Annotated in this window: 16 protein-coding genes; 7 read left to right on the forward strand and 9 right to left on the reverse strand. The window is 70.6% G+C overall.

All coding sequences use genetic code 11. From position 1 onward, the window contains the following. Nucleotides 1–23: 23 nt before the first annotated feature. Nucleotides 24–386, reverse strand: coding sequence for a metallopeptidase family protein (locus A3CQ_RS0111650; RefSeq protein ID WP_020511113.1), 363 nt, complete (start codon nucleotides 384–386; stop codon nucleotides 24–26). An 83-nt stretch (nucleotides 387–469) separates the two neighbouring features. Continuing rightward, on the reverse strand, nucleotides 470–898 hold the full coding sequence (locus A3CQ_RS0111655) for an OsmC family protein (RefSeq protein ID WP_020511114.1): 429 nt from the start codon (nucleotides 896–898) through the stop codon (nucleotides 470–472). A gap of 67 nt (nucleotides 899–965) precedes the next feature. On the opposite strand from A3CQ_RS0111655, the gene A3CQ_RS0111660 reads away from it, so the two are divergent. The 4 genes from A3CQ_RS0111660 to A3CQ_RS0111675 all read left to right on the forward strand — a co-directional run bounded on the left by A3CQ_RS0111660 (nucleotide 966) and on the right by A3CQ_RS0111675 (nucleotide 4776). Continuing rightward, nucleotides 966–1739 carry a hypothetical protein gene (locus A3CQ_RS0111660; protein WP_020511115.1) on the forward strand — a complete coding sequence of 258 codons (774 nt, stop codon included), beginning with the start codon at nucleotides 966–968 and terminating at the stop codon, nucleotides 1737–1739. Nucleotides 1740–1794: 55 nt separating this feature from the next. Then, complete coding sequence (gene serS, locus A3CQ_RS0111665) at nucleotides 1795–3057, forward strand: serine--tRNA ligase (protein WP_020511116.1); 1263 nt, start codon at nucleotides 1795–1797, stop codon at nucleotides 3055–3057. A 109-nt stretch (nucleotides 3058–3166) separates the two neighbouring features. Then, nucleotides 3167–3979 (forward strand): HAD family hydrolase, encoded by an 813-nt coding sequence (locus tag A3CQ_RS0111670; protein WP_020511117.1) that lies wholly within the window; start codon nucleotides 3167–3169, stop codon nucleotides 3977–3979. Further along, nucleotides 3979–4776, forward strand: a complete 798-nt coding sequence (locus A3CQ_RS0111675) for a Cof-type HAD-IIB family hydrolase (protein WP_020511118.1) — start codon at nucleotides 3979–3981, stop codon at nucleotides 4774–4776. Before A3CQ_RS0111670 ends, A3CQ_RS0111675 begins: the two co-directional genes overlap by 1 nt. Here the strand turns inward: A3CQ_RS0111675 and A3CQ_RS0111680 are convergent. Continuing rightward, the gene (locus A3CQ_RS0111680; protein ID WP_020511119.1) at nucleotides 4773–5351 is read right to left on the reverse strand and encodes a bacterial proteasome activator family protein; all 579 of its coding nucleotides are present in this window, start codon (nucleotides 5349–5351) and stop codon (nucleotides 4773–4775) included. The two genes, A3CQ_RS0111675 and A3CQ_RS0111680, sit on opposite strands and share 4 nt — an antisense overlap. Nucleotides 5352–5373: 22 nt before the next feature. Next, complete coding sequence (ddaH, locus tag A3CQ_RS0111685) at nucleotides 5374–6198, reverse strand: dimethylargininase (protein WP_084699017.1); 825 nt, start codon at nucleotides 6196–6198, stop codon at nucleotides 5374–5376. Between the two features lie 67 nt (nucleotides 6199–6265). Here ddaH and A3CQ_RS0111690 point away from each other — a divergent pair, with 67 nt between their 5' ends. Beyond that, nucleotides 6266–6727, forward strand: coding sequence for an Lrp/AsnC family transcriptional regulator (locus A3CQ_RS0111690; protein WP_026205593.1), 462 nt, complete (start codon nucleotides 6266–6268; stop codon nucleotides 6725–6727). A gap of 37 nt (nucleotides 6728–6764) precedes the next feature. Further along, entirely contained in the window at nucleotides 6765–8609 is a 1845-nt protein-coding gene (locus A3CQ_RS52430; protein WP_020511122.1) for a beta-propeller domain-containing protein, read from the forward strand. Between the two features lie 2 nt (nucleotides 8610–8611). Here A3CQ_RS52430 and A3CQ_RS0111700 read toward each other — a convergent pair whose 3' ends face one another. From A3CQ_RS0111700 to mobA, 3 genes are read right to left on the reverse strand one after another with little or no spacing between them, the layout of a single operon-like run. Further along, complete coding sequence (locus tag A3CQ_RS0111700; protein WP_020511123.1) at nucleotides 8612–9700, reverse strand: T3SS (YopN, CesT) and YbjN peptide-binding chaperone 1; 1089 nt, start codon at nucleotides 9698–9700, stop codon at nucleotides 8612–8614. Nucleotides 9701–9739: 39 nt separating this feature from the next. After that, nucleotides 9740–9979, reverse strand: a complete 240-nt coding sequence (locus A3CQ_RS0111705; protein WP_026205594.1) for a DUF6457 domain-containing protein — start codon at nucleotides 9977–9979, stop codon at nucleotides 9740–9742. 23 nt (nucleotides 9980–10002) lie between these two features. Then, nucleotides 10003–10602, reverse strand: coding sequence for a molybdenum cofactor guanylyltransferase (mobA, locus tag A3CQ_RS0111710; protein WP_245577181.1), 600 nt, complete (start codon nucleotides 10600–10602; stop codon nucleotides 10003–10005). Nucleotides 10603–10692: 90 nt separating this feature from the next. Here mobA and fdhD point away from each other — a divergent pair, with 90 nt between their 5' ends. After that, entirely contained in the window at nucleotides 10693–11523 is an 831-nt protein-coding gene (gene fdhD / locus A3CQ_RS0111715) for a formate dehydrogenase accessory sulfurtransferase FdhD (protein WP_020511126.1), read from the forward strand. A gap of 134 nt (nucleotides 11524–11657) precedes the next feature. Here fdhD and A3CQ_RS52435 read toward each other — a convergent pair whose 3' ends face one another. Then, a complete protein-coding gene (locus tag A3CQ_RS52435) occupies nucleotides 11658–12740 on the reverse strand; it encodes a DUF4192 domain-containing protein (RefSeq protein ID WP_063713557.1) in 1083 nt (360 codons plus the stop codon). A 98-nt stretch (nucleotides 12741–12838) separates the two neighbouring features. Beyond that, a complete protein-coding gene (locus A3CQ_RS0111725) occupies nucleotides 12839–13342 on the reverse strand; it encodes a GNAT family N-acetyltransferase (RefSeq protein ID WP_040432184.1) in 504 nt (167 codons plus the stop codon). Between the last annotated feature and the right edge of the window lie 7 nt (nucleotides 13343–13349).

Consider the following 13349-nt stretch of genomic DNA (forward strand, 5'->3'; position numbering starts at 1 on the left):
GGGATGTGCCATCAGGGTAAGACTCAGCCCCAACCCAGCTCGTGCAGACGGTGATCGTCGATACCGAAGTGGTGAGCGATCTCGTGCACCACCGTGATCGCGACCTCGTCGATGACGTCGGTCTCCGAGTCGCAGACGCGCAACGTCGGCAATCGGTAGATCGTGATGCGGTCGGGCAGCACCCCGGCGTAGTTCCAGCCGCGGTCGGTCAGCGCGGTGCCCTCGTACAGGCCGAGAAGATCTTCGTTGCCGTCCGGCGGCGCGTCCTCGACCATGAAGACGACGTTGCTCATCATCGACAGCAGCTCGCTCGGGACCTCGTCGAGCGCCTCGCCGACAAGCTCCTCGAAACGTTCACGACTCATGTCGACCGGCACAGCGACCATTGTGCGCTACCGCGCGGGCGCACCGGTCAGCCGATGCGGTCCGGGAAAGCCCGGCCGCACCGGCCTGGTCGGCGCCTGGAGGATCAGGCGAGCGTGGCGCTCAGCGTGATCTGGGCGCCGGGCGAGAGGAGCCGGGAGATCGGGCAGTTCTCCTTGGCGCCCTCGGCGATCTTCTGGAACGTGGCGTCGTCGATGCCCGGGACGTTGCCCACGGTCTCGAGGTCGATGCGGGTCACGCCGAAGCCCGCGTCGCCCTTGTCGAGGTGGACCTTCGCCGTGGTCTCGACGGAGGTCGGGGTGAAGCCGGCGTCCGCGAGGCCCTTGGAGAACGCCATCGAGAAGCAGCCGGAGTGCGCGGCGGCGATCAGTTCTTCGGGGTTCGTCCCCTCGCCCTCCTCGAAGCGCGACTTGAACGAGTAGTTCCCCTGGTAGCCGCCCTTGCCGGTCTTGATCGTGCCGGAACCCTCGGTGAGGTTCCCTTCCCAGCGGGCCGAAGCAGTGCGAATAGGCATATCCGAAACGCTAGTCCATGGGACGGCCGCTGGCCTGGCGACGGGGGCACGGGTCATCATGGGTCACATGCCCCCCGAGCTCCAGCCGATCGATCTCGACAGCCGGCCCGACGAGGTGATCGAGTTCGGCAGCGACGCGCCCGAGCCCCGCCGCCGATGGAACCCGGCCGGCCTCGGGCGATCTCTCGCCACCGACCGCAGGGTCGTGCCGCTGACCGCGGTGCTGGCCGCGGTGGCCGTGCTCGCCTCGCTGGTCTCCGAGTGGCAGGTCACCACGGTGGACGCCAAGGTCTTCGGCGGCCCGGCCGGCACCCACCCGGTCTCCACCAACATCGCCGACATCGGTGCGCTCGGCGAGGGCTACGTGGTCGGGCTGTTCCCGCTGGTCGTCGCCGTGGTGCTTACCCTGTTCGGCCCGGCCGCCGGGCGCCGATGGGCGCGACTGGGCGGCATGAGCGTCGGCGGCACGCTGCTCGGTCTGCTGTTCGCGGTCACCACGTCGCTGGGCAACGAGAGTCGCGTGATTCCCGACCTTTACCTGCTGCAGCTCGACAAGGACGATGTCGAGTTCACGTACGGCCGGGGCCTGTGGTGCGCGGTGGCCGGGGTGCTGCTCGCCATGCTCGCGCTCTACCTCGCCGACCGGCACCGGCCCGCCGCCTCCCCCGCGACGGCCGCGGCACCGGACCCGGTCGAGGAGGAGATCGCCGCCTGGGGCTGGCGGCGCCCGCCCGCCCCGCGCGACGAGGTGGTCCCCGACCAGCCGCTCGAGCTGACCGTCGCGCCGGCGAAACCGTTCACGTCGTTCGGCGACGACCGCGACAAGCCCACGGAACCGTGACGACAGGGGATATCCGGGTGAGGACGGGACAGGCTCGCCGGTAGGCTCGTCAATCGTGATTGACCTGCGTCTGCTCCGCGAGGACCCCGAGCTGATCCGCGCCAGCCAGCGACTGCGCGGCGAGCCCACCGAGCTGGTCGACGACCTGCTGCGCGCCGACGAGGAGCGCCGGGCCGCGACCCAGCGCTTCGAGGCGCTGCGGGCCGAGCAGCGATCGCTGAGCAAGCTGGTCCCCAAGGCGTCCCCCGACGAGCGCGCGAGCCTGCTGGCCCGCACCAAGGAGCTGGCGGCCGAGGTCAAGGCGGCCGAGGCGGCGACCGGCACGGCCGACGACGCGCTGCGGCAGGCCCATCTCGCCGTGCCCAACGTCGTGCAGGACGGCGTCCCGGCCGGCGGCGAGGACGACTTCATCGTGCTGCGCGAGGTCGGTGACCGCCCGGCGATCGACAACCCGAAGGACCACCTCGAGATCGGCGAGGCGCTCAAGGCGATCGACACCGAGCGCGGCGCCAAGGTCTCGGGCTCGCGCTTCTACTTCCTCACCGGGGTGGGCGCGCTGCTGCAGCTGGGCATGCTGCAGATGGCGATCGCCCAGGCCGTCGAGTACGGCCTGGTCCCGTCGATCACCCCGAGCCTGGTCAAGCCCGAGTCGATGGAGGGCACCGGCTTCCTCGGGGCGCACGCCAGCGAGGTCTACCGCCTCGAGGCCGACGACCTCTACCTGGTCGGCACGTCGGAGGTCGCGCTCGCCGCGTACCACTCGAATGAGATCTTGAACCTCACCGGCGGAGCGGCCCGCTACGCCGGATGGTCGTCGTGCTACCGCCGCGAGGCCGGGTCGTACGGCAAGGACGTGCGCGGCATCCTGCGGGTGCACCAGTTCGACAAGGTCGAGATGTTCTCGTTCTGCCGCCCGGAGGAGGCCGCCGACGAGCATCTGCGGCTGCTGGCCATGCAGGAGGAAATGCTCGCCAAGGTCGAGATCCCGTACCGGGTGATCGACGTGGCGGCCGGCGACCTCGGGTCGAGCGCGGCGCGCAAGTTCGACTGCGAGGCGTGGGTGCCGTCGCAGGGCCGGTACCGCGAGGTCACGTCGACGTCGAACTGCACGACGTTCCAGGCCCGGCGGCTCAACATCCGCTACCGGGACGCCGACGGCAAGCCGCAGACCGTCGCCACGCTCAACGGGACGCTCGCCACGACCCGCTGGCTGATTCCGATCCTGGAAAATCACCAGCAGCCGGACGGCTCGGTGCGGGTGCCCAAGGCCCTTCAGCCGTACGTCGGCGGCCGCGACATCCTGGAACCTGTTCGCTAACGGGTAATACATCCGCCCGCTACCAGAAGTCATAGCAGCAGGTAGGCGGGCGGGTGTACCGTTTTCCTTCCGCCCTCCGCGGGGGTCAGCCCCACCCTCGGAGGTACCGATGGTCAAGCCTGGACTCCCCAAGCTGATCGCGACCGATCTCGATGGCACGCTCGTACGCAGCGACGACACCGTGTCCGCGTACTCCCACGAGGTCCTCGATCGGGTCCGGGCGGCCGGCATCCGGATCGTGGGCGCGACCGGGCGCGGGCCGCGCCTGACCTCGCTCACCCGCAACGACATCCGGGCCGCCGACTTCCTCGTGCTCGCCCAGGGCGGCTGGGTGCTCGACCAGGCCGATTCGTCGTACCTGCTGCGCTCTCGGCTCTCCGGCCCGGCCCTGGCCGGCGTGCTGGCCCAGCTCGAGGCCGCGGTGGGCCCGCTGTCGGTGATGGTCGAGGCACTCGAGCACGACGACTCCCCGCTCTGGGGCGACTACGACCCCACCTGGCGCTACCCGGTGACCGTCGAGGAGCGCCCGCGTGCCGAGTGCCTCACCGGCGATGTGATCAAGGCGTTCGCCAGCTCCTCCGGCCTTCACGTCGACGAGTTGCTCGAGGTCGCGCGGCGGATCATCCCGGCCGAGGTGGCGTCGGTCACCCAGGCCGGCCTCGACTACCTGGAGATCTGCCCGGCGAATGTGAACAAAGGCACCGGCCTCGCGGTGGTCGCCGAGGCGGTCGGCGTCGACCCGCAGGACGTGCTGGTCTTCGGCGACATGCCCAACGACCTGCCGATGTTCGCCTGGGCGGGCTGGAGCCGGGTGGCCGTGGCGAACGCCCACCCGTCGCTCATGGCCGTGGCCGACGAGGTGACCTTGTCCAACGACGAGGACGGCGTGGCTGTCTACCTGGACAAGTTAATGTCGAGGTGATGCATCCCTTTCGGCTTGTCGCCACCGACATCGACGGCACCCTGATCCACGACGACGGGTCGCTCAGCCCGGGCACACTCGAGGTTCTGCACGCCCTCCCCGTACCGCTCGTGCTGGTGACCGGTCGTCCGGTCCGCTGGCTGCGGCAGCTGTACGACCAGATGCCGGAACCCGTGCCGGCGGTCTGCGCGAACGGCGCGGTCGTCTACGACCCGGTGACCGACACGGTGCTGCGTACCGACCCGCTCTCGGTCGAAATCCTGCTCGACGTGACCAAGCGACTGCGCGACTCGGTTCCCGACATCGCTCTTGCCGTCGAGGTCGAGGACGGCCGGCAGTTCTGGTACGAGGAGGCGTGGCCGGTTCGCTGGGAGGCCGACAACGACGTCGTACGCGTGCTCGCCGCCCCCGAGGAGCTGACGTCGGTGCCGGCCGTGAAGCTGCTGGCCCGCTCGGCCAACCACGAGCCGGACGCCTTCTACGAGCTGATTAGCGGGATCCTGGCCGGTTTCGCCGAGACGACGCACTCGTCGAAGAGCGCGCTCGTCGAGATTTCGGCGGCCGGGGTGACCAAGGCGGCCGGGCTGGCCTGGCTCTGCGAGCGGGACGGCTTCGCGGCGAACGAGGTGCTCGCCTTCGGCGACATGCCGAACGACATCCCGATGCTCACCTGGGCCGGGCACTCAGTCGCGATGGGCAATGCCCATCCCGCCGTTCGCGCGGTGGCCGACGAGATCGGTCGCACGAACGACGAGGACGGGGTCGCCGTTTACCTCCGGCAGGCGTTCGGGCTTTAAAGATATTGCCCCGTACGACCCTCGGCGCCGCCCTGACCCTGCTGGCTGGGCATGCCGGGGATCAGTCCGCCGCCGGGACCCATCGGCAGGGCCGGGCGGCCGCTGCCGCCGCGCATCTGCTCGAGCTGGAGTCGGGCCGCCATCTGCTGCGCGACCAGTGCCGCCTGGATGCCGTGGAACAGGCCCTCGAGCCAGCCGACCAGCTGAGCCTGGGCGATGCGCAGCTCGGCCTCGCTCGGCGGGGTGTCGCCCTCGAACGGCAGCGACAGGCGCTCGAGCTCGTCGCGCAGCTCGGGGGCGAGACCGTCCTCCAGCTCGATGATCGACCGCTTGTGGATCTCACGCAGCCGGCCGCGGCTCGCCTCGTCGAGCGGAGCGGCCCGGACCTCCTCCAGCAGCTGCTTGATCATGCTGCCGATCCGCATGACCTTGGCCGGCTGCTCGATCAGGTTGCCCGGTTCCTCGGGGGACATCGAGCCGTCCGGCTCCACCGTGCCCATCGGACGCCCGTCGGGCCCGACCACGATGACGGTGCCGTCCTGCTGCTTTTCCGGGGTGCGGTTGTCGTCGGTCATGCGCTCCATCTTCGCTCACGCGTCACGCGTGGCGAAGCTCGGCCACCGCGCACTTGACGCTGCCGCCGCCCCGCTTCAGCTCGGTGAGCTCCACGTGGACCGGCTCGTACCCTGCTGCCCGGACCTTGTGCGCCATCGCCGTGGCCTCAGTGTTGAGAATCACATTCCGGCCGTCGCTGACCAGGTTCAGCCCGAAGGCCTCGGCGTCGGCCCGGTCGGCGAGCACCGCGTCGGGGAAGAGCTGGGCCAGCACCCGCTGCGCCGATTGCGAGAACGCGCCCGGGTAGTAGGTGATGTTGTGGTCGTCGAGCGCGGCCAGCGCGGTGTCGAGGTGGTAGAAGGCCGGGTCGACCAGGCGAAGCGAGACGACCGGGCGGCCGAGCGCCTCCTGCGCCTCGGCGTGCGCGGCCGGCTCGGTGCGGAAGCCGTGGCCGGCCAGGATGACGCCGCCGTATGCGCCCGGGAGGTAGGCGAAGTCGCCCTCGCCCTCGTTGACGTGCTCGGGCGCGACGAAATTCCAGGCCGCATAGAAGTCGCGATGCGCGGCGGCCTCGGCGGCCCGCTGCGGATAGCGGAAGCGGGCGCCGTAGACCCGGCCGTCGACGGAGAAGGCGCCGTTGGCCGCGTAGACCATGTCGGGCAGCCCGGCCACCGGGTCGAGCACATGGACGGTGTGGCCGAGGTCGACCAGCGTGGTGCGCAGCAGGTCCCACTGCTTGACCGCGAGCGCGGCGTCGACCGGGACGGTGGTGTCCATCCACGGGTTGATCGCGTACTCGACCGTGAAGTGCTCCGGCGGACACATCAGATATGTCCTGACTCGCGGCATGCGCTCCATGTGGCTCATGAGGTAGAGAGTAGGTTGGCGTCGGGGTACGAAACAGCGATAAATCTTGTGTGTTGGAGGCGAATCGTTGCAGATGGACGCGGTTGACCAGCGAATCGTTGCGCTGTTGGTGGCCGATGCCCGCGCGTCGTACGCCGACATCGGATCCAAGGTCGCTCTCTCCGCCCCGGCCGTGAAGCGACGCGTCGACCGGCTTCGATCCAGCGGGGTGATCAAGGGATTCACCGCGGTGATCGATCCGGCCGCGGTGGGGTGGACCACCGAGGCGTTCGTCGAGCTCTTCTGCACCGGGCGTACCACGCCGGCCCAGATCACGGTGGCCACTCGGCGGCATCCGGAGGTGATCGGCGCGTACACGGTCTCGGGGGAGGCGGACGCGCTCGTGCACCTGCGCGCCGCCGACATCGCGCACCTCGAGCAGGCGCTCGAGCGGCTGCGGGCCGAACCGTTCGTCACCTCGACCCGCAGCATGATCGTCCTGTCCCGGCTCGTGGAGACGCCGACGGTGGTTCCCGCACCCTCCGAATGAGGGGAACCCGTCCCGGCGGGGGCGCGTCCAACCGCACATGCGCCGCCGTCTCCTGATCTGCGCCGTGCTCTCGGTGCTACCGCTCGCCGGTTGCACCTCGACTCCCGATGCTCCCGAACCGAAGCCCGTCGTCCCGGCTCCGGCTCCCCCGCTCACGCTGGTCGCGTTCGACTCCTGCGACAAGCTGCTCACCGAGCTGCGCGCGGCGGCCATGCGATCGCTCACCGCGTACGGCTACTTCGGCGCCCAGCCGATGCCCCTCGCGGCCGAGGCCGGTGCGATGAAGGCCGATTCCGGTTCGATGCGCGCGATGGATGCCGCCGTCCCGGCGCCGGCGGCGACCAGCTTCTCCGGCACCAACGTGCACGAGCAGGGCGTCGACGAGCCGGACGTCGTGAAGACCGATGGCCGCCGGATCGTCACGGTCAGCGGCGGCGTGCTCCACGTGATCGACGCGGCCACCCGCACCGAGACCGGCCGGCTCACGCTCGGCCTCGGCGGCGGCGCCCCCCTGCTGCTCGCCGGCGACCGGGCGCTCGTGCTCGGCAACGGCAGCATGACGGCCATCGACCAGGTGGGGCCGAAGGTGCGCGATCCCGGGCCCCAGATCGGCTATCCCGGGTCGGAGTTGATCCTCGTCGACTTGGCCGGCACGCCGCGTGTCATCAGCCGGTACCGCGGGGACGGACGGGTCGTCGACGCCCGGCAGACCGGCAACGTGGCCCGGGTCGTGCTGGGCAGCAACCCGCGGATCGTGTTCCCCTACAACGCGACCGGCAGCGAGAAGAGCCAACTCCAGCGGAACAAGCAGGTGGTGAACCGGACCAAGGTGGAGGCCTGGCTGCCGCAGTGGGAGGTCACCACGGGCGCGTCGACGACCTCGGGGCACGTCGACTGCGGCTCGGTGAGCCGGCCCGCGTCGTTCTCCGGCGCGTCGATGCTCACCGTGCTCACGTTCGACCTGACCGCGCCCGCGCTCACCGACGGCAACCCGGTCTCGGTGGTGGCCGACGGCGACATCGTCTACGGGACGACCGACAGTCTCTACATCGCGAACGACCAGCGGTGGCGGATCGACTCGATGGCCGGCAAGGCCGCGCCGGACACCGAGATCTTCAAGTTCGCGCTGACCGAGGGCGAGAAGCCGCGGTTCGAGGCGAGCGGCGCGGTGCCCGGCATGCTGCTCAACCAGTACTCGATGTCCGAATGGGACGGGAACCTGCGGGTGGCGACGACCGATCTCGGCTCGCGGTCGTCGGCGGTGCGGGTGCTGGCGCCGCGCGGGACCAAACTGACGCAGGTCGGGGAGATCGACGGACTCGGCAAGGGTGAGCAGATCTATGCCGTGCGCTTCCTCGGGCCGCGCGGGTACGTGGTGACCTTCCGGCAGACCGATCCGCTGTTCAGCCTCGACCTCTCCGACCCGAGCCGTCCTCGGCTGGCCGGTGAGCTCAAGATCTCGGGGTATTCCGCGCACCTGCAGCCGGTCGGGGACGACCTGTTGGTCGGCGTGGGGCAGGAAGCCAGTGCTCAGGGCGTACGCAATGGTGTTTTGATCTCGCTTTTTGATGTGGCGAATCCGGCCGACCCGCGGCGCCTGGCCAAGTATGTCGTGCCCGATTCCACATCGGAGGCCGAGTTCGATCCGCACGCGCTGCTCTGGTGGCCCGCGACGAACCTGCTGGTCCTGCCGATCTCGGGGAACGGCGTGCTCGGCCTGCGCGTGCAGAACGGGGCGATAGCACCCGTGGGCGCGCTGAACGGGCAGGCCATCAGCCGGTCGCTGGTGATCGGGGACCAGCTGTGGACGCTCGGCGACTCGGGGCTCGGTGTCGCCGAACTGTCCACGCTGGACCAGATCGGATTCGTCTCGTTCGGCTAGACCTATAGGTACATGCCGGTGCGGTGGTCGTCCTCGGCGCTCTGCTTGGCCGGGGTCGGCTTGTCGCCCTCGCCGAAGAAGCGCTTGCCGCCGAACTCGCCGTGCAGCCGGTCGTCGAGCTCGTCGGCCAGGCCGGTCATCACCTGCACGGCGAGCATGAGGTGGGTGGGCTGGAAGTTCCGGCCGAAGACCGGGATCGATGCCCACACCGTGTCCTGCGCGCAGTAGAGGCGGCCGATCGGCATGCGGTTGGTCAGCTCGGAGAGCTTCACGTAGAGCTGCTCGGTCGGCTCGACCTCGGTGAGGATCGGCGAGAAGACGTCCACCAGCGGTGGATTGTCGCGAACCCGGACGAACACCATGGCCGACCCGGCCCGGATGCCGATGTCACCGTCCGTGTCGACCTGGAGCTGGTCGACCGGCGTCTTCGACATCGTGGCGACGACCGTGCGCACTCGCTCGTCCAGCGGCACGACCTCGTCGGCGGCGGAGGCCAGGGCGGCCGAGAGCTCACCGTCGTCGTCGAGGTCGTCGATGTCGAGCACCTCGCCGATGTTCGGCTCGTTACGGGCCGTGGCCAGCGGCGCGGTCTCGATCGGCTCGTCCTCCTCGTCGTGCACGAGGTAGACCAGGAAGGCCGGGTGCGGCGCGCCGTAGACGTCACGCAGGGTGCGGGAGACGACGGTGGCCAGTTGGGTGGCCTTGTCCTGGCTGGAACGCAGGCCGAAGAAGTCGCCCGAGCCCGGCAGCACACCTGGCGGCGACCAGCCCAGCGCGACCAGGTCGGCGACCGCGGAGCGGTCCATCCGGTAGCCCTCGGGGAGATCGGCGTTACCGACCGCGAGCGCCTCGACCGCCTTGTCGGGCAGGAGCCGGATGCTTACCGAGTAGACCGCCATGCCCGTGCCCGACGCCGTCGGGTCGAGGGTCAGGTCGATATGGGCGCCCGGACCCAGCGAGGACAGCAGCGTGGCCAGGGCCCCCGCGAAGTCACGCCAGGCCTCGGTCACCTTCGCCCGCAGGTCAGCCGTGGTCGGCTCGTCGAGCAGGATGTTGTCGTTCGACTCGCCCGCGGCGCTGTCTGCCGTCATGATCGTGCACCTCCGTTCCCGCCACCCTATCGAGCGCGTTCAGGAGGTGGGGCCCGGCCAGGACAACGCGAGCTCACTGAGACGATCCGCGACGTCCGCGGCATCCGCTCCGCGTCCCACGGCAAGCCCCATCATGTACGCGGTGACGGGCGCACCCGGACGCAGGACACCGTGCGCGACGTCTCGCGCGACGTCGAGCACGGCCTTGGTCGGGACCTCGGCCGGGTCGAGGCCCAGCTCGCGGCCGGCCGCCGTCACCCACGCGTCCAGGCCGCTCATCTCGTCCCGCCTTTTGCCGCCGCTCATCGGGCCCATTCCTCGGCGGTGCGCAGGTCGTCGTCGGTGTCGCAGTCGAACCAGGGCGGCGGGCCCGGGCGGCGCCAGGAGACCTCGGCCACGCGCAGGTAGTCCATCAGCTCGCGGACCGAGGCGCCGCGCAGATCGCCGCGCTCCTCCTCGAGGCGGTCGACCGCCTCGCGCAGCGCCGACGTGCGCCACACGCCGCAGAGCATCTGCCGGCGACCCTCGGCGTCCCGATAGACCGCGCCCTGCATCGGCGCCGACTCGACGGTCAGCCGCAGCACGTCGATCGCCTCGCCGGTGAGCAGCGGCAGGTCGGCCGCGAGCAGTGCGGTGAACGTGACGTCGGGCGGCACCAGCGCGAGCCCGGCCGCGGTGGCCGCGACGGGTCCGCCGCCGGGCGGTTCCTCCCGGGTGGAGTGCACCTGCACCGGAAGGTCGGGCGGGACCGGGCCGACCACGATGCGCGGATCGGCGTCATGCACCGCGGCCAGCACGCGGGTCAGCATGGACTGACCTCCGACGGGCAGCGTCGGCTTGTCCGCGCCGCCCATCCGCCGTGCCGCACCACCGGCCAGCACCACCGCCGCAAACCCTCCCACGTACGTACCGTATCCCGAGCGCGTGTCGAGCGTGACCGGGCGCTCACCTTACGGTCGTGGATCACTTTCCGTCCGGCATAGGCTTCCGTCATGGCGCGCACCACCACCCGGCGACCGGTCGTGAAGATCAACCTCTCCGGCCCGACCACCGACTCCCGCCGCCGGCCCGACGAGCTGGCCGCCGAGGAGCCGCTGGAGATCCGGGTGCGCAAACAGCCGCTCGCGGTGACCATGCGGACGCCCGGGCACGACATCGACCTGGCCATGGGATTCCTGCTGACCGAGGGCATCATCGGGTCGGCCGACGACGTGGTGACCGCCCAGCTGTGCGCGGGTACCGACACTCCGAACACGTACAACGTGGTGGACATAGTGCTCGGCGCGGAGGTGCCGCCGCCGGTCACCGACCCGAGCCGGAACTTCTACACGACCAGTTCCTGCGGGGTGTGCGGGAAGGCGAGCATCGACGCGGTCCGCACCCGATCGCAGTTCGAGGTGGCCGCCGACCCGTTGACGGTGCCGGCTCGGACGCTGGCCTCGCTGCCGCCGTTGCTGCGGGCGGCCCAGCGCACCTTCGACCGTACGGGCGGGCTGCACGCGGCCGGGCTGTTCACGGCGACCGGCGAACTGGTGGTGTTGCGCGAGGACGTGGGCCGGCACAACGCGGTCGACAAGGTGATCGGGTGGGCGGTCCGGGAGGGCCGGTTGCCGCTCTCGGGGCACCTGCTGCTGGTCTCGGGGCGGGCCAGCTTCGAGCTGACGCAGAAGGCGTGGATGGCGGGGATTCCGCTGCTGGCGGCCGTGTCGGCGCCCAGCACCCTCGCCGCGGAACTGGCCGACGAGGCGGGCATGACACTGGTCGGCTTCCTCCGTGGCGAGACCATGAACGTCTACACGGCCGCACAGCGCGTCATCGTCTGAACACTCGGGGTTCGGCGACACTTAAGACCGGCCGCGAGTTACGGCCATCTATTGCCGCGAGGCTCCGGGCATGGGGCCCGGCGCCGTTTCCTGTTGCCTCCTCTTGGTCCGAGATCGGTGCCGACCGGTCTCGCTCAGAGCGACCGGCGGCGGGTGCCGCGACGTCTCCGCCGCCCGCCGCCGGTCCCGCGCGGGCCTCGATCTCGCGGGAGCGCCTCGCTCTTCTCTTTCCGGTCGTTTCGGAGGCCCGGCGCGGGCGGGCGCCCCGGCGGTGTCAGCGCCAGCACCGAGTACGGCCTGATGCCGGCGGCCAGCAGCCGGTCGAGCAGCCCGGCCAGCCGATGCCCCGGCTCCTCCAGCAGGGCCCGGTCCACCGCGACTCTCGCCAGCGAGCCGTCCCCCGCCTGCCAGGCCGCGAAGGCGAGGAGGCAGGCCGGCGCCGGCGCGTGCTCCGGCTCGACCCGGCGCACCACGTCGGTCCACAGCCGGAGCCGCCAATCCTCGGGGCCGGAGCGGTCGATCGCGTAGTCGACCACGATCGACTTGACCAGCAGAACCCCCAGCCAGGCGACCTCGTCGGCGCTCAGCGACCGGCCGGCGCGAGCCAGCCGCTCGGCCTCGCGGACGGCCTCTCGCCCGGCCTTGCGCATCCACTGGCCGTCGCCCTCGGCTCTCGGATCGGCCGCGGCCAGGCCGGTGGCGCGTGACCGGGCCCGGCCCGTGGCCTCCGACATCTCCTGGCGCTGGACGCCGTCGACCGGCGACACCTTGGCGACCAGCGCCTTGCGGTCGGGCAGCGCGACCATCCCCTGGTAGACGGCGTGCGCGGCCAGCCCGGGCGAGCACGGCGTCCCGCCGGCCGGTCCGCCCCGATACGACCACCATCGCCCGTCGGCCACCCGGATCACGTCCTCGATCGGCACCCCGGCCTGCCGCAGCGCGCGCCCGACGCCGACCATCGCCGTCGAGACCGGTTTCGGCGGCCCGTACCCGATGAGGATGACCCGATCTGCCCCCTGCCGTGCGACCACCGACGCCACCTCGGAGTAGTCGCTGCAGTCCGGCGCCGGCAGGTCGTACCGAACGGCGAAGTCGACCATGGGGCCGAGCAGGCCCAGCAGGACGAGGCTGTTCGTGGGATGGAACCCCAGAAGGTAAGGAGCGACGGCGACGGCCTCGGCCGAGGAACAGGCGGTGATCAAGCAGTCCGGGTTCATGCGCGGAATGGTGGCCCGCCCGCCGGATCGCGCGAGTGCCAATTGGCCGGCCTGTGGAAAACCCGGTTATCCACAGGGAAGAAAAGATCTTGGGCAGCCTACGAGCGGAACTGCATATCGTGCAGCTCCAGCCCGTCTTCCTGCCACTCATGCGGGTTCCGCTCAAGATCGAGGGTGAGCTCGATGGACGACACCACGTCATACCCGGCGGCGTGCAAGCTGCGAATGGCGTCGACGTTCCGCGACGCCGGCGAGATCGTCAGGGCCGTCATGTTCCTCTTACGCGCCTCGTTGGCGACGTGGCGCAGAAGCTTGCGTCCCACGCCCTTGTGGCGGTGCGAGATCGTCACGACGATCGGCTCGACCACTCCGGCCCGCCCGCGGATGATCATCCCGACCAGTCCGATGACCCCGTCGTCGGCGTGGTCGGCCACCCAGAGCCCCGACAGATCGAGCCGGGTCAGGTATTCCTCGAAGCCCTCGCCCCCGTCTTCGGCCGGCTCGCCGTACATCTGGTTGTGCTGGTTGGTCAGCTCGGACCACAGTCGACGACTCGCGGAGTGGTCACTCGGGCGGTACGAACGCACTGTGACAGGGCTCATGCCGACA

Source organism: Paractinoplanes globisporus DSM 43857 (assembly GCF_000379645.1).
Lineage (GTDB): Bacteria > Actinomycetota > Actinomycetes > Mycobacteriales > Micromonosporaceae > Actinoplanes > Actinoplanes globisporus.

Excerpts from the sequence above, each read along its gene's own strand:
- ddaH (WP_084699017.1), bottom strand. The coding sequence starts at position 6,198 with ATGAGCCACATGGAGCGCATGCCGCGAGTCAGGACATATCTGATGTGT.
- A3CQ_RS0111700 (WP_020511123.1), bottom strand. The coding sequence starts at position 9,700 with ATGACGGCAGACAGCGCCGCGGGCGAGTCGAACGACAACATCCTGCTC.
- A3CQ_RS0111660 (WP_020511115.1), top strand. The coding sequence starts at position 966 with ATGCCCCCCGAGCTCCAGCCGATCGATCTCGACAGCCGGCCCGACGAG.
- A3CQ_RS0111675 (WP_020511118.1), top strand. The coding sequence starts at position 3,979 with ATGCATCCCTTTCGGCTTGTCGCCACCGACATCGACGGCACCCTGATC.
- A3CQ_RS52430 (WP_020511122.1), top strand. The coding sequence starts at position 6,765 with ATGCGCCGCCGTCTCCTGATCTGCGCCGTGCTCTCGGTGCTACCGCTC.
- A3CQ_RS52435 (WP_063713557.1), bottom strand. The coding sequence starts at position 12,740 with ATGAACCCGGACTGCTTGATCACCGCCTGTTCCTCGGCCGAGGCCGTC.
- A3CQ_RS0111725 (WP_040432184.1), bottom strand. The coding sequence starts at position 13,342 with ATGAGCCCTGTCACAGTGCGTTCGTACCGCCCGAGTGACCACTCCGCG.
- A3CQ_RS0111705 (WP_026205594.1), bottom strand. The coding sequence starts at position 9,979 with ATGAGCGGCCTGGACGCGTGGGTGACGGCGGCCGGCCGCGAGCTGGGC.
- A3CQ_RS0111680 (WP_020511119.1), bottom strand. The coding sequence starts at position 5,351 with ATGACCGACGACAACCGCACCCCGGAAAAGCAGCAGGACGGCACCGTC.
- A3CQ_RS0111650 (WP_020511113.1), bottom strand. The coding sequence starts at position 386 with ATGGTCGCTGTGCCGGTCGACATGAGTCGTGAACGTTTCGAGGAGCTT.
- fdhD (WP_020511126.1), top strand. The coding sequence starts at position 10,693 with ATGGCGCGCACCACCACCCGGCGACCGGTCGTGAAGATCAACCTCTCC.
- A3CQ_RS0111655 (WP_020511114.1), bottom strand. The coding sequence starts at position 898 with ATGCCTATTCGCACTGCTTCGGCCCGCTGGGAAGGGAACCTCACCGAG.
- A3CQ_RS0111670 (WP_020511117.1), top strand. The coding sequence starts at position 3,167 with ATGGTCAAGCCTGGACTCCCCAAGCTGATCGCGACCGATCTCGATGGC.